13 protein-coding genes are annotated in these 24,865 nt (G+C 64.8%); 2 read left to right on the forward strand and 11 right to left on the reverse strand.

Features of this window, described 5'->3' with window-relative positions; all coding sequences use genetic code 11:
- Window positions 1–33: 33 nt before the first annotated feature.
- The 4 genes from P3T42_RS30960 to P3T42_RS30975 form a co-directional block, all read right to left on the reverse strand.
- Complete coding sequence (locus P3T42_RS30960) at window positions 34–11,145, reverse strand: amino acid adenylation domain-containing protein (RefSeq protein WP_429308203.1); 11,112 nt, start codon at window positions 11,143–11,145, stop codon at window positions 34–36.
- A gap of 67 nt (window positions 11,146–11,212) precedes the next feature.
- Window positions 11,213–12,187, reverse strand: a complete 975-nt coding sequence (locus P3T42_RS30965; RefSeq protein WP_429308204.1) for a TauD/TfdA family dioxygenase — start codon at window positions 12,185–12,187, stop codon at window positions 11,213–11,215.
- Window positions 12,175–13,029, reverse strand: a complete 855-nt coding sequence (locus P3T42_RS30970; RefSeq protein WP_429308205.1) for a thioesterase II family protein — start codon at window positions 13,027–13,029, stop codon at window positions 12,175–12,177. Before P3T42_RS30970 ends, P3T42_RS30965 begins: the two co-directional genes overlap by 13 nt.
- 3 nt (window positions 13,030–13,032) lie before the next feature.
- Window positions 13,033–13,278 (reverse strand): MbtH family protein, encoded by a 246-nt coding sequence (locus tag P3T42_RS30975; protein ID WP_074296482.1) that lies wholly within the window; start codon window positions 13,276–13,278, stop codon window positions 13,033–13,035.
- Window positions 13,279–13,682: 404 nt separating this feature from the next.
- Here P3T42_RS30975 and P3T42_RS30980 point away from each other — a divergent pair, with 404 nt between their 5' ends.
- Together P3T42_RS30980 and P3T42_RS30985 are read left to right on the forward strand one after the other, a co-directional pair.
- On the forward strand, window positions 13,683–14,336 hold the full coding sequence (locus P3T42_RS30980) for a nitroreductase family protein (RefSeq protein ID WP_429308206.1): 654 nt from the start codon (window positions 13,683–13,685) through the stop codon (window positions 14,334–14,336).
- 146 nt (window positions 14,337–14,482) lie between these two features.
- Window positions 14,483–14,962 carry a hypothetical protein gene (locus P3T42_RS30985; RefSeq protein WP_429308207.1) on the forward strand — a complete coding sequence of 160 codons (480 nt, stop codon included), beginning with the start codon at window positions 14,483–14,485 and terminating at the stop codon, window positions 14,960–14,962.
- An 84-nt stretch (window positions 14,963–15,046) separates the two neighbouring features.
- Here P3T42_RS30985 and kdgD read toward each other — a convergent pair whose 3' ends face one another.
- The 7 genes from kdgD to P3T42_RS31020 form a co-directional block, all read right to left on the reverse strand.
- Window positions 15,047–15,964: a 5-dehydro-4-deoxyglucarate dehydratase gene (kdgD, locus tag P3T42_RS30990; protein ID WP_074296485.1), complete on the reverse strand. Its 918-nt coding sequence runs from the start codon at window positions 15,962–15,964 to the stop codon at window positions 15,047–15,049.
- Window positions 15,965–16,054: 90 nt separating this feature from the next.
- Complete coding sequence (gene gudD / locus P3T42_RS30995) at window positions 16,055–17,404, reverse strand: glucarate dehydratase (RefSeq protein WP_429308208.1); 1,350 nt, start codon at window positions 17,402–17,404, stop codon at window positions 16,055–16,057.
- Between the two features lie 63 nt (window positions 17,405–17,467).
- Entirely contained in the window at window positions 17,468–18,799 is a 1,332-nt protein-coding gene (locus P3T42_RS31000) for an MFS transporter (protein WP_429308209.1), read from the reverse strand.
- A gap of 474 nt (window positions 18,800–19,273) precedes the next feature.
- On the reverse strand, window positions 19,274–20,032 hold the full coding sequence (locus tag P3T42_RS31005; RefSeq protein WP_429308297.1) for a FadR/GntR family transcriptional regulator: 759 nt from the start codon (window positions 20,030–20,032) through the stop codon (window positions 19,274–19,276).
- A gap of 78 nt (window positions 20,033–20,110) precedes the next feature.
- Complete coding sequence (locus P3T42_RS31010) at window positions 20,111–20,653, reverse strand: nucleoside deaminase (RefSeq protein WP_429308298.1); 543 nt, start codon at window positions 20,651–20,653, stop codon at window positions 20,111–20,113.
- A gap of 77 nt (window positions 20,654–20,730) precedes the next feature.
- Complete coding sequence (locus P3T42_RS31015) at window positions 20,731–21,843, reverse strand: BMP family ABC transporter substrate-binding protein (protein ID WP_429308210.1); 1,113 nt, start codon at window positions 21,841–21,843, stop codon at window positions 20,731–20,733.
- 574 nt (window positions 21,844–22,417) lie between these two features.
- Entirely contained in the window at window positions 22,418–24,727 is a 2,310-nt protein-coding gene (locus tag P3T42_RS31020) for an NADP-dependent malic enzyme (protein WP_429308211.1), read from the reverse strand.
- Between the last annotated feature and the right edge of the window lie 138 nt (window positions 24,728–24,865).

A 24,865-nucleotide genomic window follows, 5' to 3' on the forward strand; every position in this document is an offset into this window, starting at 1 on the left:
AGGCGCGGACCGAGATTCCCGCAAGCCAGTCGTTCATAAGGAATCCATCAGATCCTGCAGCGCATCGAGCGCATCCGGCCCATCGCCTTGCGTGGCAGCTACGCTATCGAGTTGCGCGGCAAGATCGGCGAGAACCGGATGCGCGAACAGCAACGCCAGTTCGATCTTGCGGCCAAGCGCTTCGCCGACGCGCGCCGCCACCCGTACCGCCAGCAACGAATGACCGCCGAGCGCGAAGAAATCGTCGTCTATCCCGACCTGCGCAGCGCCCAGCACCTCCGTCCAGATGCGGCACAGGAGGATTTGCGTGGCGGTGACGGGTGGCCGATACGCTTCCGTTGCGCCTGGCGTGAGCAACGGCAATGCCTTGCGATTCAGCTTGCCGTTCGACGTCAGCGGCAACGCTTCAAGACGTGCGATCTGCGCGGGGATCTGTTGAGCCGGCAGGCGGCTCGCGAGCAAGGCACGCAGTGCGGCCGGATCGGCTTCACCGGTGATGAATGCGACAAGCCGGCGCGCCGTGCCCTCGCCCTGAATCTGGCATACCGCGTCGGCGACACCGTCGAGCGCGCGCAGCGCCGCTTCGGTTTCGCCCAGCTCGATCCGGAAGCCTCGCAGCTTGACCTGTTGATCGGCACGACCGAGATACTCGAGCGGGCCGTGGCTGCGCACACGGCACAAGTCGCCGGTGCGGTACAGGCGTGCCCCGGGCGCGCCGTGCGGGTCCGGCACGAAACGCTCGGCGGTCAGTCCGGCGCGCCGCGTATAACCGCGTGCGAGATTGTCCCCGCCGATGCACAGCTCGCCGATTCCGTTGTCCGGCACCGGATTGCCGTCCGCGTCGAGCACCATCAGCGTCGTGTGTTCGAGCGGGGCGCCAAGCGTAATCGGCGTGCCTACATCAAGCCGCGCCGCGCTCGACCAGATCGTCGTTTCGGTCGGGCCGTACATGTTCCATAGCTGCACGCCGCGCGTCTGCAGTGCGTCGGCGAGATCCGCGGGCAGTGCTTCGCCACCGGACAATGCGCGCAACGGCGTACTGCCGTTTCGTTGGCCTTGCCAGCCACCGTCGAGCAGAACGCGCCAGCCCATCGGCGTCGCCTGCATGACGCTCGCCTTCGACGTGTCGAGGAGCGCCGCGAGGCGTCGACCGTCCGCGACGGCTTCGCGCGTCGCCAGCTCGATCGTTGCGCCCGCAAGCAACGGCAGATAGAGCTCGAGCGCGGCGATATCGAAGGACAGCGTGGTCACGGCGAGCCAGACGTCATCGGCGCCCAGTGTGAGACGAGACTGCATGCTGTCGAGAAGACGGCTTAGCGCACCGTGAGCAACCGCGACGCCCTTTGGCTTGCCTGTCGAACCCGAGGTGTAGATCACGTAGGCGAGTTGATCCGCGCGAACCGGTGTGAGCGGGAAGTCTTCCGCGCTCTGTTTGCTGTCCTGTCCCGCACTCGAGACTTCAACATCGACATCGACGAACACATGCTCCCCTGCGATTTCTTCCAACCGCTGGCGTCCCGCTGCGTCGACCAGCGTGCAAGCGAGCATCGCATCGTCGATCATGCCGCCCAGATGCGCGGCCGGATAACCCGGATCGAGCGGTACGTATGCCGCGCCCGCCTTCATCACCGCGAGTACCGCCACCACCATTTGCAGCGAACGCGTCACGCAGACGCCGACACGCCCTTCCGCACTCACGCCACGACGAATCAGGCGCTGCGCGAGCTGAGCGGCGCGCTCATCCAGTTGCCGATAGCTAAGCGTCGCGCCATCACAACGTAACGCGATCGCATCGGGCGAGCGGCGCGCCTGCTCCGCGATGCGTGCGTGCACGGACACAAACCGCGCGGACGACGCAAACGGCTCACTCGCGCCGCGCTGCGCGACAGGCCGCGCTTCCAGTACAAAGTCGCGCAAGCGCGGTGTCTTCGGCGCTATGTCCTCCTGCACGAGTTGCGTCAACACGCCCACGTAGTCGCGCAACAGACGCTCGACCGTCGCGCGTTCGAACAGGTCGGCCGCATAGCTGAACGACAGGTTCACCCGATCCGCAATCGACACGCTCAGTGTCAAATCGAACTGCGCAGCCGTACGCTGACCGCCCAGCGGTTGCAATCGCAATGCGGTACCGGCATGCCGATCGAGCGGTCCTGCGGGAACATCCAGATTGAACATCGCCTGGAACAACGGCGTGTGATTGGCCGCACGCGTTGGCTGCAGAGCGTCGACGATCTGCGCGAACGGCACGTCCTGATTCGCCTGCGCCTCGAGTACCCGTTGCTTGACTTGCGCCAGCAACGCATCGAACGGCAATGCGCCCGTGAGGTCGGCACGAATCACCGCCGTATTGACGAAGAAGCCGATCAACGGCTCGATCTCCAGCGGCTCGCGACCCGACAACGGAATCCCCACGCGGATATCGCGCTGGCCGCCATAGCGATGCAGCAGCGCGTGGAATGCTGCGAGCAACGTCATAAACACGGTCGCATCGCGACGGCGTGCGAAACCTTGCAGCGCATCGGCAAGCGGCTGATCTAGCACGCCTTCGACCTGCCCGCCTTGTGCACTGCGCAGCGCCGGCCGCGGGCGATCCGCCGGCAATTCCAGCAGCGGCTGTTCGTCGCCGAGGCATGTGCGCCAGTAGTCGAGCTGCCGGTCGAGCGCCGCGGCATCAAGCGTCTCGCGCTGCCAGACGGCGAAATCCGCGTACTGCACGGGCAACGGCGCGAATGCAGGCACCTGGCCGCTGCGATGCGCCGCGTAGGCGGTCAGCAGTTCGTCGATCAGCAGGTTCATCGACCAACCGTCGGCGGCGATGTGATGCACCACCAGCCCAAACACATGCGAGCCGTCGCCAAGGCGCGCGAGTTGCGCGCGCAGCACCGGGCCGCGTGCGAGGTCGAACGGTTTCGCCGCGCCGTCGCGCAGCCACGCCGTGAGCGACGGGTGTGCGGTATCGCTGATATCCGGGAATGCCGCCTCGGACCATTCACAATCGAGATGCTCGTCCACGATCATCCAGGGCGCACCGTCACGCTCCTCGAAGCGGCTATGCAGCATCTCGTGACGGCGCACGACGCTGGCAAGCGCCAAGCGCAATGCGGAAGCGTCAAGTGCGCCATCGACCTTCACGGCCAGCGACAGATGGTAGGCCGGGTTGTCAGGCGCGAGACGCCAGAGGAACCACAGGCGCTCCTGACCATGTGTGGGCCGAACCTCGCGTCGACGCAGGCGGCGGACCGGTTTTAGGCTACGTTTGTTAGGACTCTCTGCGATCACGTCATCGAGCGCAACCGCAAGCGCGCTCAACACCGGATGATCGAACAGCGTACGCAGCGCGATCTCGCGGCCAAGCGCACGTTGCAGCCGCGCGGCCACTTGCAGCGCGAGCAGCGAGTGGCCGCCGAGCGCAAAGAAGTCGTCACGCGCGCCGACCCGTTCGATGCCGAGCACCGACTGCCAGATACCCGCGAGCAGCGTTTCCATCTCCGTCTGAGGTGCTACGTAATCCGTATTATCCCCGTCGACATCCGGCAGTGCCTTGCGATCAAGCTTGCCGTTAGGCAGCGTCGGCAGCACGTCGAGCGGTACGATCGCCGACGGCACCATATACGCCGGCAGCGTGCGGGCCAGCGCCTCGCGCAGCACGGCGCCAGAAAGCGCGGCCTTCCCGCTTGCGGCAACAACATAAGCCAGCAGCCGCTTCGCTTCCTGATCGCCTCGCACGATCGCCACGGCTTCGGCCACGCCAGGCTGCATGCTCAGTGCGCGTTCGATCTCACCCAGTTCGATGCGATAGCCGCGCACCTTCACCTGATCGTCCAGGCGGCCCAGATACGCTACGCTGCCGTCCGCAAGCCAGCGGCACAGATCGCCGGTGCGATAGAGACGCGAGCCTGACGGCCCAAAAGGATCGGGCACGAAACGCTCCGCTGTCTGCGCGGGCCGGTCGAGATAGCCGCGCGCCAGCGTCGCGCCACCGATGCATAGTTCGCCCAGTGCGCCTTCGGGCACCGGCTCGCCGTCGGCATCGAGAATGCGATAGGTCCGCGACGCCCACGGCAACCCGATCGACACGGCCACACTTGCAGCGTGATCCACGGTAACGGTCTGCCCCGACGTGGTCACGGTTGCCTCGGTGGGGCCATACGTATTCACCAACGGGATGTCCTTGAGCGGTCCCGTCAACCATTGCGCAACCGCACTACCGGGCAACGCTTCGCCGCCCACCGTGACGCGGCGCAAGGCGAATCCTGCGGTGTCCTCAGAGAGTTGCTGCGCCCATTGCTTCCAGTACCCCGTCGGCAAGTCTGCAACCGTGACATTGCGTTCCCGCAGTACACGGCTGAATTCTGCGCCGCTCCACAACACCGGGCCGCGCAATTCGAGCGAGGCTCCCACGGCCAGCGTGGCAAAAATATGCTCCACTGCCCCATCGAAATTGACGGTCGCGAATTGCAGCGCGCGGTCCGCTGCGCTCAAGGCGTTTTCGGCGATAAAGTCGTCCAGATGCAGGCTCAGCGCGCCATGGTTGATACCCACACCCTTCGGCTTGCCCGTAGAGCCCGACGTATAGATCACGTAGGCGAGTTGCGCGGGGTGCAGCGGATACCCGAGATCGTAGTCCGGCTCTGTAGTGGCGATCTGGTCCACCCGAATCTCTGCACACAGCACCGAGGCAGTCAGTTCGGCATGCGCAGCATGAGTGCTCGCGTCGGTCAGCAGCGTCGCAAGCCTGGCATCGTCGATCATGTCGCGCAGACGATCGCGCGGATACGCCGGATCTAGCGGGACGTATGCGGCGCCCGCTTTCAGCACGCCGAGCAACGCCGCGATCAACGCCGGCGAACGCTCGACGCAAACACCCACGCGTGCTTCGCGACACACGCCTTCTGTGGCGAGCCGGCGCGCGATCCGGTTGGCCCACTGGTCTAGTTCGCGATAACTCAGCGTCGCGCCGTCACAATGGACCGCCAAAGCGTCCGGGTGCTCACGTACCGCGGCCTCGAAACGCTCGACGACGGAGCGATAGGCGTGAGCCGCACTCCCACTTGCCGCACCACTCGCCGCATCCCGCCCGGCAACGCGCAAGCGCGAGAGCGTAGCGGTTTGCGTTTCGCCGTGCGTCAACTGTGTGAGCAGGTCCACATAGGCGCGCTGCAATACATCGAGCGTCGCCTCCGGCAAACGCTGCGCATCCCAACTCCACTCCAGCGCAATGCGCTCACCCGGAACCACACCCAGCGTCAACGGATAATGCGTGCGCTCGAAAGACTCCGAGGACGCCACGCTCAAGCCGAGCGACCCGTCGTTCAACGCAGGATCGACCGGGAAGTTCTCGAACACCAGCAGCGAATCGAACAAGGTGCCGAAGCCCGCGCCGGCCCACTGCTGGATGGACGACAGAGGGGCGTGCCCCGCCTGGCGCAGTTCCACGTTGTACGTCTGCAGCCCGCGCAACCATTCCGCGACCGGTTGATGCGCGGGCACGTCGACCCATAGCGGCAAGCTGTTGATGAACAGCCCTTGAATCGCGGCCGAACCCGGCAGGTCCGCCGGACGCCCCGCGACGGTCACGCCGAACGCAACCTGGCGGCGATTGCCATAGCGCGCCAGCACCAGCGCCCAGGCACCCTGGATCAGCGTATTGAGCGTCACGCCATACGTTTGAGCGGCTTGCACGAGCGCCGCGCCGAGCGCAGCGTCGAGAGTCTGCGCACGATGGAGGAATGCGCTGCCCGTCCGCACGCCGCGCGAAGCCTTGTCGGGCAACGACGGCACACTGTCGAGCAGCAGCGCAGGACGGTCGACGCGGGCGAGTCGAGCGCGCCACCATTCGCCCGCATCCGGTTGCTCGCGCAACCATTCGAGGTACGACCGGTACGGCACAACCGGATCGAGCAGCGGCGTCTCGCCGCAGCTCGCTGCCCGATAAGCGCGGCTCAGCTCGCCCAGCAGTTGCGCATTGCTCCAGCCGTCAGCCAGCGCGTGATGATTGATCCACGCCAGATCGTGCGCACCATCGGGCCGCTTGAAAAGCGCCACATGCATCAGGCACGCCGCGTCCAGATCGATCAATTGCGGTGCGTCGAGCTCGAACCATTGAGCAAACGCTGACTCGTAGTCAGTACGGCTGCTCCAGTCGTGCGCGGCAAACGGCTCCGGCACCTCCGCGTACACGGCCTGCAGCATCGCGCCGCCATGACCGCGCACGAAACGCGTGCGCAGCACCGCGTGCCGTGCAACGACGGTGCGCCACGCAGCGCGCATCGCGTCGAGATCGAGCGTGCCGCGCAGCGTCAGGCGCTTGCGGTTCAGGTAAGCACCCGGTTCCAGCAGGCTGTGGAAGATCAGCCCGGTTTGCAGCGGCGTCGCGGGGTAGATGTCTTCGATGGTATCGAGCGGCAGGTCGAGCGCATCGAGTTCATCTTGACTCAGCCGCGCGAGCGGGAAATCCGCCGCGCTTGCACGCGGCGTCGCCGCGGCACAATGAGCGACGAGTCGTGCGACTTCGCGGTCGAAAGCAGCCAGCCATGCTTCGACGTCCGCTTGCGCGAGCACCGCAGGGTCGTAGCGCCAGCCGAGCGACAGGCAGTCGCCCACGATCATGCCGTTGATGTCCAGCGTGTAGACGAGCTTTTCGTCGTCCGGTTGCGGATTGCCCGCCGCTTCGCTCGCAAAGCCGAACGGGCCGTCGGCGGCGAGGCTTTGATCGAACTGGCCCAGATAGTTGAAGCTGATGCGCGGCGCACCGAACTGCGCGAGCGTTTCACGCTGGGCCGCTGTACCGTAGGCGTGCAACCAGCCCCATGACAGGCCATCATCCGGGAGCGAGCGCAGACGCTCTTTGGTCGCGATCAGCGCTTGCGCGTCATCTGGTTGCGCGGGCAACCAGACCGGGTAGCGAGACGTGAACCAGCCGACCGTGCGGCTCAGGTCCGAACCGTGGCTTTCGTTCAGGTCGCGGCCATGCCCTTCCAGTGCGAGCAACGCACCGCGGCTGCCGAGTGCGTTGGCGAGCGTACGCGTGAGTGCGGTCAGAAGCAGTTCGTCGACACCAAGACGGTATGCACGCGGCGCGGCCCGGCGTAGCGCGGCGGTCGCTGCGGCGTCGAGGCGCCAGTCGATCCGGTGGCTCGATGCGGCGGTACCGCTTGGCGCCGCCAGTCCCGGCGTCGAACCGGTCAGCACATGCTGCCATGCATGCAACGCACCGGTCAGCCGATTCTCGTTCACGGCCTTGCGCTGCGCGCCGACCCAGACGCTCCACGGTGTGCTAGCGCCGAGTGCCGGCACTTTGCGTGCGAGCGTCGCTGTATAGGCTTCCTGAAGATCGGCTAGCAGGATGCGCCACGACACGCCGTCGACGGCGAGGTGATGGATCACCAGCAACAGACGCCCCGACGCGGCGCCATGCGCTGTACCGTTCATTGTCGAAGGTACTTTGAAGTAAATCGCCTTCACGAGGCGACCCGCCTGCGGATCGAGACTTTGTTGTGCGAGCTGGCCTTGCTCCGCCAACGCCGCTTGCCAATCGCCCGGTGTGTCCGGCGCCACCGTCGCGCTTACCGCGTTCCGCAGATCGACCACACTCAGCAGCCCCGGCGGCGCATCGGCCAGCACGCGCTGCGTCCAGCCATCCGGATGACGCTCGAAACGCAGACGCAAGGCATCATGACGTGCGACGAGCGCGTTCAGCGCGCGCTCCAGCGCATCCACCTCCAGTTCGCCGCGTACTTCGAGCAACACCGACTGGTTCCAATGCGGCTCCCCGTTCGGATAACGCGTAAAGAACCACGCCTGAATTGGCGTCAACGGCAATGCGTCACGCACTTCTGCGAGCGCCGCGCCGCCTTCCTCCAGCGGACGCATTACCGTAGCCAGGCGCGCCACCGTGGGATGCTCGAATACCTGGCGCGGCGTCAGCAACCAGCCTTGCGAGCGAGCACGGGCAATCAGTTGCAAGCTCAGAATCGAATCGCCGCCTACGGCAAAGAAGTCGTCTTCGACGCCCAGGCCTTCACGCCCGAGCACCGCTTCCCAGAGGGCCAGCAACACGCGCTCGGCGTCGTTGCGCGGTGCGATGTGTAGTTCGTTATCCGATGCATCGATTGCAGGAAGTGCCGCTCGATCGACCTTGCCGTTGCGCATGAGCGGCAGCGCATCGAGTAACGCAATCGCCGAAGGCACCATGTGCGCCGGCAACTGCTGCGCAAGGGCCTGCTGCAGCGAAGCGCTCTGCACGGTCATACCGTCTTTCGCGACCACGTAGGCGACCAGGCGCGGCGCGCCGAGATCCTTCGCAAGCACTACCACGGCATCCGCGACGCCTGGCCGGCGGCGCAGCGCCGCTTCGATTTCGCCCGGTTCGATGCGCAGGCCACGCAGCTTGACCTGCTGGTCGAGGCGCCCGAGGAAATCGATGGCGCCGTCGGGACGGCGACGGCACAGGTCGCCAGTGCGATACAGGCGTGCGCCAGGATGCGACGGATCGGGAACGAAACGCTCGGCCGTCAGAGCCGGCCGGTCAAGATAGCCGCGCGCCAGCGTATGGCCGCCAATACAGAGTTCGCCGAGTGCGCCGACCGGCGCCTCGTTGCCGTCGCTATCCAGTACGCGAGCCGTGCGCGAAGCGTACGGCACACCAATCGAAACGATCGGCTGCGACGCGTCGTCGGCGGTGGTGGCGCGATACATGCACGCCACCGTCGTTTCGGTTGGACCGTACAGATTCGCGAGGCCGATATGACCGAGTGGGCCGCCGCGCCATTGCGCAAGCGCGTCGCCCGGCAAGCCCTCGCCGCCGACCGTGATCTGCCGCAGTGCAGCAAGCGCGTCTGCCGGCGGCGGGTTGCGCAGCCATTGTTGCCAGTATGCCGTGGGCAGGCGCGAGAACGTCACGCGTGCATCGATCAGATGCCGGCTCGTCGTCTCGATGTCCCACGCCTCGGGGCCGCGCATTTCGACCTTGCCGCCGCGCAGCAACGCGGGCAGCAGTTCGTGCAGTGCGACGTCGAAGTTGATCGTCGACGATTGCAGCACCGTGTCGCTCGCATCGATGCGATGCGCCGCCATGAAGTCGTCGAGGTGAGCAGCGAATGCACCGTGGGTGATGGCGACGCCCTTCGGCCGGCCTGTCGATCCCGAGGTGTAGATCACATAAGCCAGTTGCTCGGGATGGGGCGAGTGCGCCGGCGTAGCGCTCGCGCTCGTGTCCTTGCCCGTCCCGCCATCCAGCGCATGGACATCGATCACCGTACGACCGGCGAACAACGCACCACATTGCTCACGTGTCGCGCGATCGGTCAGCAGCACGCGCACATTCGCGTCGTCCATCATCAGCGCGAGGCGCTCGGCCGGATAAGCGGGATCGAGCGGCACGAACGCGCCCGGAGATTTGAGCGTGCCGAGCAGCGACGCCACCATACCGATCGAACGCGTCATGCAGATACCGACCCGCTCATCCGCGCGTACGCCCGCAACGGCGAGTTGCCGCGCGATCCGGTTGGCCCATGCGTCGAGTGCGGCATACGTCGTGCGCTCCCCTTCGCAATGCACAGCAAGCTCGTGCGGCTGCCGCGCCACGCTTGCCGCGAAGCGCGCAGGCACCGGCTCGAAGGTCTTTTGCGCGGGCATGGCAGGGATCTCGCGCACCAGTTCGAAGCAGCCTAGCGGCGCGGCCGCGTCGCGCGCAATCTGCTCAAGCAAGCCAACGTAATGATCGAGCATCTGTGCGATGACCGAACCGTCGAACAGATCCTCTGCGTAGGTCAGCGAGACTTCAAGACCGTGCGTGCGGTCGCGCGCGGCCAGCACCAGATCGAAACGCGCGGTCTGCGTATCGATCTCATGATGGGACACGTCGAGCCCCGGCAACGGCGGCATGTCGCGATCCGCGCCGAGGTAGTTGAACATCGCCTGGAACAGCGGCGTGTGGCCGAAGCTGCGCTGCGGCTGAAGCGCGTCGACTACCTTGGTGAACGGCAGCTCGGCACTGGCATGCGCTTCGAGCACGCGCTCGCGCACCTGGGTCAGCAGGTCGGCGAACGTCACGAGGCCCGCGAATTCGGTGCGCACCACCAGCGTGTTGACGAAGAAGCCGATCGCCCGCGTCACCTCCGTGCGATCGCGGCCGGCAACCGGCACGCCGACGCGAATGTCGCGCTGGCCGCTGTAGCGGGCCAGCAACACGTCGTACGCCGCGAGCAGCACCATGAAGAGCGTCGCATCGCCCGCCTCGCCGATCTGGCCCAACGTCGCACGCAGCGCCGGCGGCAGCACGCGTGTCACGCGCGCGCCGGCACCGCTGCGCATGCCGGTGCGCGAGCGCGCATGCGGCAACTCCAGCACCGGATGTTCGGTACCGAGGCGTTCGCGCCAATAATCGAGCTGGCGTTCGAGCGCATCCTCGTCGAACCATTCGCGCTGCCATTGCGCGTAGTCGCCGTATTGCACGGGTGGTGTGCCGGTAGCCCCTGTGGTCAGTGCCCCATCAATCGCGCCCGCTTCCGCCTCTTCCACACACGCACGATAAGCAGCCGTAAATTCAGCCACAAAAACATCAATCGACACACCGTCTGCAACGATGTGATGCACGGCGATATGCAGCACATGATCGTCCGCCGCGCGACGGACCAAGGCCACGCGCAACAGCGGACCGTGCTCGAGATCGAACGGTAACGCGGAGCGGCCAGCCAGCAGCGCGTCGAGCGCCGCTTCCGGATCGCGGCCGCCCTCGAGCTCGAATTCATCCCAACCGTACCGGCGCTCGCCTGCGATCTGGAACGGCACGCCGTCGACTTCTTCGAAACGCTGCCGCAGACTCTCGTGCGCATCGACCACCCGGTCGAGCGCCGTGCGCAGCACGCGCGCGTCGAGCCGGCCGCGCAGACGCACCGCACCGGTGACGTTGTACGCGGCACTCGCGGGATCGAGACGCCACAGAAACCACAAACGCTCTTGCGCATGCGAGAGCGCAAAACGACGCTCGCCGCCCGGAAACGGCACAATCGGCAAGCGCGAGGGGTCGATGCCGCGCTGTTTCAGGCGCGCGCGGAACGCCGCGCGCTTCTCCGGCGGCAACGCAACGTACGCCTTCGAAATCGACAGCAGGTCCTTCGACGCTTCGCTTGCAGTTTGACTCATGAATGATCTTGATTCGAGAGGGTTTCCGACCGCCGGCGCACTCATGTGCGCCGTAGCCGAAGGGGGTTCAGGCCGTCATTGCGACCAGCACGCGCCGCTTGCCGGCGAACGGCGCGCGGCCATGCGACATCAGCAGGTTGTCGAGGATCAGCGTGTCGGCGGCCTGCCAGGCGAACGACAACATCGTCTCGCGATAGACCGCGCGGATTTCGTCGAGCATCGCGGCGTCGATCGGTGTGCCGTCGCCGAAGAACGTATTGCGTGGCAAACGGTCGTCGTCGACAACTTCCAGCAGCGCCTCGCGCACCGCAGGCGGCAGGTTCGACACATGAAACAGATGCGCCTGGTTGAACCACACCGTCTCGCCGGTCACCGGATGACGCAACTCCGACTGGCACACCTGGCGCGTACGCAACGCCTCGCCGTCGTCGAGCCACTCATAGTCGATCCGGTTGGCACGGCAATACTGTTCGACCTGGTCGCGCTCGCCGGTGCCGAACACCTGCTCCCACGGCAGATCGAGACCGTTACCGTAGTTGCGCACGTACATCACCTGCCGTTCGGCGAAATGTCGGCGCAACGCGGGGTCGAGCCGTTCGTAGACAAGCCGGCTATCGGCAACCGGCGTCGCGCCGCCCTGCTCCGCCGCGATGTCGCAGTAGAACCAGATCGAGGCAGGCCAGTTGAGCGTGTAGGATTGCTCATTATGTTGATCGATCCATTGATCGGCCGGATACTCGGTCGACGAATACACGCCTTTCTCGACCTTGCTGCGCGGTGTCGAGCCGAATTCGTAGGTCAGCAGCGGTTGCCCGAAGCTTGTGACGAGTCGATCGAAACCGGCGGCGCCGAGCGCATCGAAACCGCGCAGCAGCACGCCGCCATAGGTCGTCCTGGCGCGCGCAACCCGTTCCCGCAACTGCGGCAGGCACGCGTCCACATTGAGCGCGCCCTGCGGACTCAGCACCAGCACGCGCGAGCCGTTTTGCTCCAGCACCTGTTCGCTGAGCACCTCGTCGATACCGCTGATCAATGTATCCATGCTTCGGCCTTCGATAGACGCGCCGGCGCAGCGTGAGCCGACTGCGCGAGCGCATCCGCAAGAGAGGTGGCGACACGCGCGAGCACAGGCTCGGGCGCGCCGTCGAGATAGAAATGGCCGCCGTCGAAACGATGCAGCACGCACGTGGCGCGCGTTTCCTCACGCCAGGCTGCGACGTCTTCGACGCATGCGGTGGCGCTGTCGTCGCGGCCCATGAACACTTCGACCGGACAGTCGAGCGGCGAGCGAACGGTGAGCCTTGGCGAGGTCTGTGCAATGCCGGTCTCGTCATTCAACTCGCGCCGATAGGTGCCGCAAAGATGGAAGTCGGCCCGCAACAGCGGCAGCACGAAGTCGATAAAGTCGCGGTCCTCGAGCAGCTCCGCAGGCGTGCCGCCGAGTTCGCGCAGCCTGTCGACCATCGCGTCGTGCGTGCAGTCGAGCCAATGTGTCTCCCACTTACGGCGCCTCGGCGCAACCGAACCCGAGGCGCCGAACCATACCGGCACGAGACCATGACGCTCGCGCAGTGCGTGGATCAGTTCGAGCCCGACCAGCGCGCCCATGCTGTGGCCGAACACCGCAAACGGCATCTCGCCGTCGAGCCGTCCCTCTAGGTCGACGAGCAACGCGTCGACCAGCGCGGGCCATTCCGTATGCGCGGGCAGCGCACGACGCGCGCCATGCCCCGGCAATTCCAGCGGCTCAACCTGCACGCCGCGCGGCAAACGCTGCGCCCAGCGCCGATACAGCATGGCGTTACCGCCCGCATGCGGCAGACAGAACAAGCGCACCGGCTGCAATGCGATCGGCACGGCAGGCACCGCGACGGATCCGGTCATCGATCAGGCCGCCGATCCCGCGCGCGCCGCGGTTTCTCGGGCTACGTCCTCGGCCATCGCCTTGCGAAGGCTCAAGGGACGCATGTCGGTCCAGACCTCATCGATCCATGCAAGGCACTCGGCCCGCTTGCCGGACTTGCCCGCTTCGCGCCAGCCTGCGGGAATCGCCTTGTAGTCCGGCCAGATCGAGTACTGCTCTTCGTCATTGACGACTACGTGGAAATTTGTGTCTTCATCGCCCCAGCTCATTGAACGCTCCGCTGTAGATTGTTGAATCGCTTGAATAAGTATCATTCACATCTGAGCCCGCCACACGGCTCGCCTGATTCGACTCGGCAGCAGGCCCGCGTCGTTTCGGACCGGTCTGTCCTCACATTCGCCGGCATCGAAACGGGTGTGAAGGTGTTGCGCAAATGAGAATCATTTGTGTTTAGACGCGTAAATTAGAGGGCGCGCTACCCTTTGTCAAGGAGTTTTGGCGGCCGCAAAGCTCGCCCCTAGGCCCATGCGGCCTTCGTCACACCTGCCAGCCAGCCGTCCGGCGAGCCGATACGCATAACCTCATCGGCAAAATATTTAAATGAGAATCATTTGCATTAACGAGCAATCTGTCTCATCATTGGCGTCATGCCAACACTGTGATGCCGCCTCTCATGAATTCGCCTCTCGCTATTGCCTCGCCCGACCGTGCCACCGCTCCAGAGCCGCAAGATCACACGGACATCGTGCTGAGCACGCTGTTGTCGCGTCAGTCGCACTGGCCGTTGACGAGCCCCGGTCCTGACGACGCAGCCCTTGCGTCGATCTTCGATGCCGCCCTGCGCGCGCCGGATCACGGCAATCTGCGCCCGTGGCGCTTCGTCGTCGTGCGGGGCGAGGCACGCGTCGCGCTGGGTGAGGTACTGGTGGATATCGCGTGCGCCCGCTCGCCGGGGGAGCCGCGTGCCGCGCATGCGCATCGCGCGAGGAAAGCGCAAGCGGGACCGGTGATCATTGCGCTCGGTGCGGCGGTGGACGAGGAGTCGACGGTGCCCGAAGTCGAGCAGTTGCTGGCAGTCGGCGCAGCGACGATGAATATGCTGAACGCGATCCACGCGCTCGGTTACGGCGGCTTCTGGGCCACTGGTCCGGACAGCTACGACACAGCCATGCACGCGGCGCTCGGTTTTCAGTCGTCCGAACGATTGCTCGGCTTCCTGTTCGTCGGCACACCGCAAGCGGCGCAACGTGCCGTGGCCAGGCCCGAGCGCAGCGCCCACGTGCGGGAATGGACCGGGCCGTCGTCGAAGCCGTCACCCGCGAATTAAGAACGAACCCAACGCGTGCGCGGCTCGGCGGGTCGACCTTCAGCACGCGTCATAGTCGTAGCACACAGCTCGATCGCTGCGCGCCCCGTGCGCGCTTCTCTATGCGCCCCGCGCCGGCGCAGCGTTCATTTCAGCCTGGAGGTCCCATGCCTTTCCTTAGCTTATCGGAGCAGCCGTACTCACTGCTCGACGAGTCTCTCGCACAACACCCCGACATGGCCGAGCAAACCGTCCTCTCCGCGCTCAGGATGTGGCTGCGTCCTCAGTGCGACGCCATGCGCAAGCGCGAAAGCTGGCGCGAACCGCTCTCCGAGGCCGGTCTTTCGCACGATGGTCTCGTCTCGTTCGACTTGCTCATGCGTTCGGTCATGAGCGTGACGCGCCGGCCGCTCGACACGCGCTGCCGCTGTGCCAGCGATCTTGCGAAAGACGAAGCCATGCTGCTGCAATCCATCGCGCTGCTGCAGAGCATGCGCAGCGACGAGGCGATCAGGTTGCTTGAAGACTGGCTACCGCAACAGGCGATGAGCGTCGTGCTGAAGGTGGTCCGCTGGTTTGCGATCGCGCTGCTTGAGGCAGGACTTGAGCTCACGGTCCGCGAGCGGCGCGTCACCTATATGCATTGAAAGCGTGCGCGGCGTGGCAGAAGCCAGCCCGGCGGCACGCTACGAGCCTCTCCCGCGCGCCGCCACTCGCCACATTCGTGAAGCTTACTGCGCGCCGAGCTTCTTGATCAGCACGTCCAGTTGCGCCAGTTCCTCTGCAGTCAGGTCCGTAAGCGGTGCGCGCACCGGACCGGCGTCGCGGCCCACCAGCTTCGCACCCGCCTTGACGATGCTCACCGCGTAACCCTGGCGTCGATTGCGAATCGCCAGATACGGCAGGAAGAACTCGTCGAGCAGTTTGCCCACGGTGGCATGGTCGTCGGCAGCAATCGCGCGATAAAACTGCATTGCCGTCTTCGGAATGAAGTTGAACACCGCCGACGAATACACCGGCACGCCCAGCGCCTTATACGCCGCCGCATAGACTTCCGCGGTGGGCAAGCCGCCGAGGTACGAAAAGCGATCGCCGAGCCGGCGGCGAATCGTCACCATCGCCTCGATCTCGCCCACGCCGTCCTTGAAGCCGATCAGGTTCGGGCAGCTATCCGCCAGACGCTCGAGCATGTCGGCGTTGAGCTTCGAATTGGCGCGGTTATAAACGATCACGCCCATGTTCTGCACCGACTTGCACACCTGCTCGACATGCGCGGCAATGCCTTCCTGCGACGCTTCGGTCAGGTAGTGCGGCATCAGCAGCACGCCTTTGGCGCCGAGCCGCTCGGCTTCCTGCGCATATTCGATCGCCACCCGCGTTGGGCCGCCTGCGCCGGCGAGGATCGGCACCTTGCCCTTGCAGGTTTCCGTAGCAGTCCGTATCACGTTGCTGTAGTCGCTCTTGGTCAGCGAAAAGAATTCGCCGGTGCCGCCTGCGGCGAACAGCGCCGTTGCGCCGTACGGCGCGAGCCATTCGAGGCGCGCCGCGTAGGTGTCGGCACGGAAGTCGCCGTTCGCATCGAAGTCGGTCACGGGGAACGACAGCAAGCCTTCGGAAACAATCGCTTTGAGTTCTTGAGGGGTCGTCATGGTCTGAAGAGTGTCAAGTTTGAGAAAAAGTGAACGGCCACGCCGGCCGTCGCCGTATCGGGGATCGAGGGTCCAGGTCCGCGGTTAGAATCAGCGCACGAGGCACGGACGCTTGTTGTCGAACTTCCAGTTCGGAATCAGGTACTGCATGGCCGCACCGTCGTCGCGCGCACCCAGGCCGTGCTGCTGATAAAGCGCATGCGCCTTGTCGAGCGCATCCAGATCGAGTTCGATGCCGAGGCCTGCCGCTTGCGGAACCTTGACCTTGCCGCCTACGATCTGCAGCGGATCGCGCGTCAGATGCTGACCGTCCTGCCAGATCCAGTGCGTGTCGATGGCGGTGATCTTGCCGGGCGCCGCCGCCGCGACATGCGTGAACATCGCCAGCGAAATGTCGAAGTGATTGTTCGAATGCGAACCCCACGTCAGCCCCCAGTCGTTGCACATCTGCGCCACGCGCACCGAGCCTTGCATGGTCCAGAAGTGCGGGTCGGCCAGCGGGATATCCACGGATTGCAGCTGGATAGCGTGGCCCATCTGGCGCCAGTCGGTCGCAATCATGTTGGTTGCCGTCGGCAGGCCGGTCGCGCGGCGGAATTCCGCCATCACTTCGCGGCCCGAGTAGCCGTTCTCCGCGCCGCACGGGTCTTCCGCATAAGCTAGCACGTCGCGCTGGTCGCGACACAAACGCACCGCTTCCGCCAGCGACCATGCGCCGTTCGGGTCGAGCGTCACGCGTGCATCGGGAAAGCGCTCGGCCAAAGCGGTCACGGCTTCGATCTCGGCATCGCCCGGCAGCACGCCGCCTTTGAGCTTGAAGTCGTTGAAACCGTAGCGCGCTTGCGCAGCCTCGGCCAGCCGCACGACCGCTTCCGGCGTCATCGCTTCCTCGGTGCGGATCCGCTCCCAGGCGTCGCGACCCTCCGCGCCGCTCGCGTACGGCAGATCGGTTTTCTTGCGATCGCCAATGTAGAACAGGTAGCCGAGCATTTCGACTTCGTCGCGCTGCTGGCCTTCGCCGAGCAACGCAGCGACCGGCACGCCCAGATGCTGTCCGAGCAGATCCAGCAGCGCCGCTTCGAGCGCGGTCACCGCGTGGATCGTGGTGCGCAGGTCGAAGGTCTGCAGGCCGCGACCGCCTGCGTCGCGGTCCGCGAACTGTGTGCGCGCCTTGTTTAGCACCGCTTGCAGATTGCCGATCGACTGGCCGACGACGAGCGGCCGTGCGTCGTCGATCGTCTTGCGGATGCTCTCGCCGCCTGGCACTTCGCCGACGCCGGTGTTGCCGGCGCTGTCGCGCAGAATTACGATGTTGCGCGTGAAGAACGGCCCGTGCGCGCCGCTCAGGTTCAGCAGCATGCTGTCACGGCCGGCGACCGGCACGACGCGCAACTCGGTGACGGTCGGCGTGGCGTTCGATTGAATAGGTTTCGTAGACATGAAGTAAGACTCGTGAAGTGATAGAGCCGGCTGGCAAGTGTCGTTGGATAGGTATCCGAATGATCAGTGGGCTTTGCTATGAAGCGGCGGCGCCACGACGTCGTGATTCACGCGGCGATTGCGGGTCAGGAAAGCGGCCGCCGCCGCGACGAGCGACGCCACGCCTAACGCATACAGGCCCCCGGAAATCGAGCCGGTATGCTGCTGCAGATAGCCAAACGCAGCGGGCGCGAAGAATCCACCCAGATTACCGACCGAGTTGATCAGCGCAATCACCGCCGCCGCCACGCGTGCATCCAGATAGCCCTGCGGGATCGGCCAGAAAAGCGAAGACGCTGCCTTGAAGCCGATAGCCGAAAAGCAGATCGCCACGAACGAGAAGACCGGATTGCCGGAGGTCGACGCAAACAGCCCGCATGCGGCAATCACCAGCGCGCCTGCGAGCCACGCCTGCTGGAAACGCCACTTCGCCGACAGCACCGCAAAGCAGTACATGGCGACCATCGCAATCAGCCAGGGAATGGTGTTGAACATGCCGACCTGGAAATCCGAGAGTCCGCCCATCTTGCGAATGATGGTGGGCAGCCAGAACGTGGCCGCGTAGATGGTCAGTTGAATCGCGAAGTACAGGAAGCAGAACAGCAAGATTTGCGGATCCTTCAGCAGCTTCATGGCCGGCAAATGCGCGCCGCCGAGCGCGTCGCGCTCAGCCTGCTCGGCGGCGATCGACGTCTGCAAAATGCGCTGCTCTTCCGCCGTCAGCCACGCGGCATCGCGAATGTGCGATTTCAGCAGGACCCAGCTCACGCCGCACAGCACGATCGAAAAGCCGCCTTCGATCAGAAACATCCACTGCCAGCCGCGCAGGCCGAGCCCGCTGATCGAAAGCAGGCTACCGGTGATCGGACCGGACAGCACCGACGCGAGCGCCGAGCCGCCGAGAAACACCGCGATGGCTTTGCCGCGCTCCTTCTGCGGCAGCCATTGGGTGAAGTAGAACACCACGCCCGGGAAGAAACCCGCCTCGGCCACGCCGAGCAGAAAACGCAAGACATAGAACGAGGTGTCGTTCCAGACGAAGGCCATCGCGCCGGCCACGAGACCCCACGTCCCCATGATGCGGGTGAGCCATGCGCGTGCGCCGTACTTTTGCATCAGGACGTTCGACGGCACTTCGAACAGCGCGTAGCCGACGAAGAACAGCCCGCTGCCCAGACCGTACGCAGCCGCGCCGATGCCTAGATCCGCCTGCATGTGCGAATTGACGAAGCCAATGTTCACACGGTCGATGTAGTTCGCGATGAACATGATCAGAAACAGCGGCAGAATGTGCCGCTTGACCTTCGCGACCGCGGATTCCAGCGGGTCGGGCGTCGTGGTGAGAACAGAGGGCAAGGGCGTCTCCTGGATCGGCCTGGGCGACGGCCAAATCGAACGCAACGCGGCTGGGTTGGACGTGGAGTGGGATGACTCCAGCCAACAATCCGAGATACGTTGTCTGACGACAGTCTACTCTGTTTTATCCTGGGCTTCCAACAAGGTGTTTACCCTGTCATCAGGCGGCTTGAGCCTGATATTCAGCCACTTTCCGCGCCGGTGGAGCACGCACAAGGGGCAACGACCCCACGAAAATCTCTCGTTTCGCGGCCGGAATTTAGCTCCAACCTGACCAGTTGTACGATGACACTGCCGTGACATCGCATGCCAGTCAAGCATTGCCGGGACGGTTGGCTGACGGTTTTCCGCTGAGCGAGGACCTGCCGCTGGTAGATATCGAGCACCAACCTCGTCGGCGCGAGGCCACTCCGGCGAAAGCAATGTCGCGATGTCGCCATGCGCACAGTTTGGCCTGACGTCGGCCGAGGCAACTCAAAGCGTGCGCTCGACACCCTCTTCCGACGCACTACTCAACCGCCGCAGCCGTTCGCGGCTGCTCGACAGATGCATGCGCATCGCCGCCCGCGCGCCCTCGGGATCGCGCCGCGCGATGGCATCGAGAATGCCCTCGTGCTCCATATTGACCCGCGCCATATAAGCGACAGGATCGCTCTGCGCCAGGCTCGGCGAATCGACACGATGCCGCGGAATCAGCGCGGTGCCCATCTGCGTGAGAATGTCGACGAAGTAACGGTTGCCGGTTGCCCCCGCCACCGCCACGTGAAAGCGCAAATCGGCGGCTGCGCTGTCGCCGCCGGCACGACTGGTGGCTTCGATGGCGTCGAGCGCCGCGCGGATATTCGCCAGGTCGCGCTCGCTGGCGCGCTGGGCGGCGAGCCCTGCGCACTCGGTCTCGAGGCTGATGCGCAACTCCATCACGGACAGCAGGTCGGCCAACGTGGTGGCGGGCACCATCGCAAGACCCAGCGACTCGCGGCGCGGTTCGAGCACGAAACTGCCGATGCCGTGACGCGTCTCGATCACCGCATTCGCCTGCAGGCGCGAGATGGCTTCGCGCACCACCGTGCGGCTGACGCCGAGCAGCGACATCAAGGTTGTCTCAGTGGGCAGCTTGTCGCCGGGCGTCAGCGTGTGCGCCGCGACCTGCTCGTTGATGTAGTTCACCACCCGGTCAGCAAGACTCCCACGCACGCGCATCGGCGGCGCAGTTAGGGTTGGGGACGCGGTCATCATGGACCTCCTTGGTTGTTTGCTGACCCGTCCATTATACGTTGTCCTACAACGCGAAACGGCCGATATCGTCGGCCGTCAACCTGTCCGCGAGGCCCAGAACGCCCGTTGCACCCGCATGATTTCCTCCTCCACCTCAGCAACCGGTCCGATCAACTCGACGGGCTTCTGGCAATGGTCGAAGACATAGCGCGACGACACGCTCATGGTGGGATTTTCGGCGTGATCGCCGGTGGCCTGCAGCAGCTGCATCTCCGTCATGCCGAACACCACGCGGCCGATGTTCGCCCAGTAGGCGGTGCCCGCACACATGCAGCACGGCTCCACCGAGGTGTACAGCGTGCACCCCCACAGGTACTGCGGCGTGAAGTTGAGCGCCGCGACGCGCGCCAGCACCGACTCGGCGTGATTGACCGTGTCGACATTGCCCTGCTCCATCAACACGGTCTCCTGATCGGGGCCGACCAGGATCGCACCGAACGGGTGGTGGCCCATCAGCGTCGCCCGTTCGGCGACCGCGCACGAATGCCGCAGATGACGCACGATCTGCTCGCGCGTCGGCGTGAGCCCCTGCGGCGGATAAACGGGGGCGTCGCCGGCGGGCGTCGCGGCAATGGTCAGACTCACAGACAGGTCTCCTTGTTAGTGATCAGCTCGGCGAGCCGCCGGCGCCAGGCGGCAAACAGCCAGCGGCCGGCTTACTTGGGCAGCGCGCCGTCGACGCCCTGCACGAACCAGTTCAGACGCGACAGATCCGCATCGGCCAGGCTCTGGCCGGCCGCGACCTTGACTGCGCCGGTCTGATCCTTGATCGGGCCGGCGAACGGGTCGAACTTGCCGTCGATAATGTCCTGGCGTTTTTGCGCCAGCGCCTTTTGTGCGGTAGCGGAGACAGCGTCGGTATTGATGTCGGCGAGGTCAATGGCCTTGTCCTTCAAGCCCCACCAGACCGGCGCATTGGTCCATTTGCCCGCCTGCACCTGCTCGATCAGATGTGAATAGTAGACACCCCAATAGGTCACGCAGGCGCCCAGTTGCGCATTCGGGCCGAACTTCTTCATGTCCGAGTCCCAGCCGAAGGCGTGGACCTTCTTTTGCTCGGCGGTCTGCATGGTGGCGGTCGAATCGGTGTTCTGGATCAGCACATCCGCGCCCTCGCCGATCAGGGTTTCGGCGGCCTGCTTTTCGCGGCCCGGATCGAACCAGCTATTGATCCAGATGACCTTCACCTTGGCATTCGGATTGACCGAGCGCGCGCCGAGCGTAAACGCATTGATGTTGCGCACCACTTCCGGCACCGGCACCGAGCCGACGAAACCGAGCGTGTTGGTCTTGCTCGTATAGCCGCCCACGACGCCCGCGAGGTAGGCGCTCTGATAGGTGCGCACGTCGTAGGTGCCGAAGTTGGCCGCCTTCTTGTAGCCGGTGGCATGCTCGAACACCGTGTCCGGGAAGTCCTTGGCGACCTTCAGCTCGAAGTCCTGGTAGCCGAAGCTGCTGCCGACCACGATCTTGTTGCCCTTCGCCGCGAGGTCGCGGAAGACGCGTTCGGAGTCGGCGGACTCGGGCACGTTTTCGACCCGGGTCACTTTGATCTTGTCGCCGAACTGCGTTTCGACGGCCTTGACGCCCTGCTCGTGCGCGTAAGTCCAGCCCGCGTCGCCGGGATTGCCGAGATAGACGAACGCGACGCCAAGCGGTTGAGTCGTGTCGGCGTGGGCGCCCAGCGCGAGGCCGAGGCTGGCCACCGCGAGGACGGTAGCCGGCATGCGGAATAGATGGCGAAGCGTGCGGGTCATCTCTGCTTTCATAAATTTTTCCATGGCGGGTTGGGCTGGATATGCGGTCGGGCGCTGGGACAAGGCCCCAGCAGACGAACAGCATCAGGGGGATAGTCGAAGGCCAATTAGCCGGCAAATATTTGCTGGCGTTATTTCCGAGATAACGAAATCGATATCTGACCGCCTCGGCGCAACCCGCTATACACTGCGTCCTCACGCGTTGCGCATCATTCCAGAGGCCGCAACGTGCTTGCAAACCGCGTTATAAACGAAAGGACCACGAAAGAATGAGCTTCTCAGCCGGTGTGCTCATCTTGCTCTGCGCGTGTTGCTGGGTCGCGGTTGTGCTGGCGCGTTCGGGCGCGCTGCGCAGCACGAAGGGCGGCGCGCAGGAACCGCAAGGCCGGCGGGTGTTGCGGGAGGCGCTGGAGAAACGCGGAGATGTGCCTGACGTGCGAGACGTCCGTAGCGTCCGGGACGTTCACAGCGTCAGAGAGATCAGAGGCCTGAAAGGGAATCGGGCCGGCAGGAACAAGCGGGGCTAAGCCCTCCGTCTCGAAGCCGCTGCGCTTTTCGCGCAGACGTCCTCGAGACGGGCGTTACTTCATCGCGCGGCGGCGTTCGTATCGGCCTCGCGATTCGCGTCGATCACCGTCAGTGCCGCCATGTTGATGATCCGGCGCACCGTCGAGCTCGAAGTGAGAATGTGCACCGGCGCATTGGCGCCCAACAGGAACGGGCCCACGGCAACATTGCTGCCCGCCGCGGTCTTCAACAGGTTGTAGGCAATGTTGCCCGAATCGACGTTCGGGCACACCAGCAGATTCGCCGCGCCCTTCAGGCGAGACATCGGCAGGATGCGCGAGCGCAGTGCTTCGTCGAGCGCGCAATCGCCGTGCATCTCACCGTCGACTTCCAGCGTCGGCGCCTGCTGCGTCACCAGTTCAAGCGCGCGCCGCATCTTCGCGCCGGAGGCCGAACTGCCCGAGCCGAAGTTAGAGCGCGACAGCAGCGCCACCTTCGGCACCAGGTTCAACCCTGTCATACTGTGCGCCGCGGCAATCGTGAATTCGGCGATCTGTTCGGCCGTCGGGTCGTCGTTGACGTGGGTGTCCACCAGCGCAACGGTGCGATTGTCGAGCAGCAGAATGTTCATGGCCGCGTAGGTCTGCGCACCCGCTTTCTTGCCGATCACCTGATCGACGAAGCGCAGGTGATCGTGATACGCGCCGACCGTGCCGCACACCATCCCGTCCGCATCCCCCAGCTTCACCATCATCGCGCCGATCAGCGTAAGCCGGCGGCGCATTTCCACGCGCGCCATCTCCTTGGTGATGCCGTCGCGGCACATCAATTCCCAGTAGGTAGTCCAGTATTGATGGAATCGTTCGTCATACTCAGGATTCGTCACTTCGACGTCGTGACCGAGGCGCAGACGCAAGCCGTATTTTTCGATCCGCGCCATCAGCACTTCCGGACGCCCCACCAGAATCGGCCGCGCCAGCTTTTCGTCGACGATGCCCTGGACCGCCCGCAGTACACGTTCTTCCTCGCCTTCGGTGAACACGATGCGCGACTTGCCGCCCTCGCGGACAATCTGCCGCGCCGCCGCGAACAACGGCTTCATGAAGGCGCCGGAGCGGTAGACGAATTGCTGCAGTTGCTCGGTGTACGCCTCCAGGTCCTGCAGCGGGCGCGTGGCGACGCCGCTTTCCATCGCCGCCTTGGCCACGGCCGGCGCGATACGCACGATCAGGCGCGGGTCGAACGGCTTCGGGATGAAGTACTCGGGCCCGAAGTCCACGCCATACGCGCCATACGCCGCAGCCACCACTTCGTTCTGCTCTTCTTCCGCAAGGGCTGCGATCGCGTAGACCGCGGCCTTTTCCATTTCAGGGGTAATGGTGGTCGCGCCCACGTCCAGCGCACCCCGGAAAATATAGGGGAAACACAGGACGTTGTTGACCTGGTTCGGATAGTCGGAGCGGCCGGTCGCGATGACCGCATCGTCGCGCACCGCTTGCACCTCGGCCGGCGAGATTTCCGGCGTGGGGTTGGCCAGCGCCAGGATCAGCGGGCGAGCCGCCATGCGCGCCACCATGGCGGGCTTCAGCACACCGCCGGCCGACAGGCCGAGGAACACGTCCGCGCCTTCGATGACCTCTTCCAGCTTGCGGGCCGAGGTGTCTTTAGCGAAGCGCGCTTTCTGCGGGTCCATCAGCGTGGTACGGCCTTGATAGACCACGCCTTCGATGTCGGTGGCCCAGATATTTTCGATGGGCAGGCCGAGTTCCACCATCAACTCGAGGCAGGCCAACGCCGCCGCGCCCGCGCCGGAGGTCACCACCTTGACCTCCTTGATGCTCTTGCCCACCACCTTCAAACCGTTGATGAAGGCCGCGGACACGGTGATCGCCGTGCCGTGCTGGTCGTCATGGAAGACCGGAATCTTCATCCGCTCGCGCAGTTTGCGCTCCACGGTAAAGCATTCCGGCGCCTTGATGTCCTCGAGGTTGATCCCGCCGAAGGTCGGTTCCAGGCCGGCAATGATGTCCACCAGCTTGTCCGGATCGGTCTCGTTGATCTCGATGTCGAACACGTCGATTCCGGCGAACTTCTTGAACAGCACCGCCTTGCCTTCCATCACCGGCTTGGAAGCGAGCGCGCCGATATTGCCCAGGCCCAGCACCGCGGTGCCGTTCGTGATGACGCCCACCAGATTGCCACGCCCGGTGAAGCGGAACGCGTTGAGCGGATCGGCAGCGATTTCCTCGCAGGCCGCGGCCACGCCGGGCGTGTACGCCAGGGCGAGATCTCTCTGGGTGACCAGCGGCTTGGTGGCGGTGACCGCCGTTTTGCCCGGAATCGGGAATTCGTGGTAATCGAGTGCGGCCTGGCGATCCGATGCGTTCATGTTCTGAGCCCTATCTTTGGCGGTTTGGCGGGCGCCCTTGCGGCGCGAATCCAGCGACAACTCATTCTAGGGACGAGCCATAAGGACAATATTTGGAGTTAATATGCCCCCATCACCTTTTTCTAATGGCGCGGCACC

It is taken from the genome of Paraburkholderia sp. GAS38, from assembly GCF_050434965.1.
Taxonomy (GTDB): Bacteria; Pseudomonadota; Gammaproteobacteria; order Burkholderiales; family Burkholderiaceae; genus Paraburkholderia; species Paraburkholderia phenazinium_A.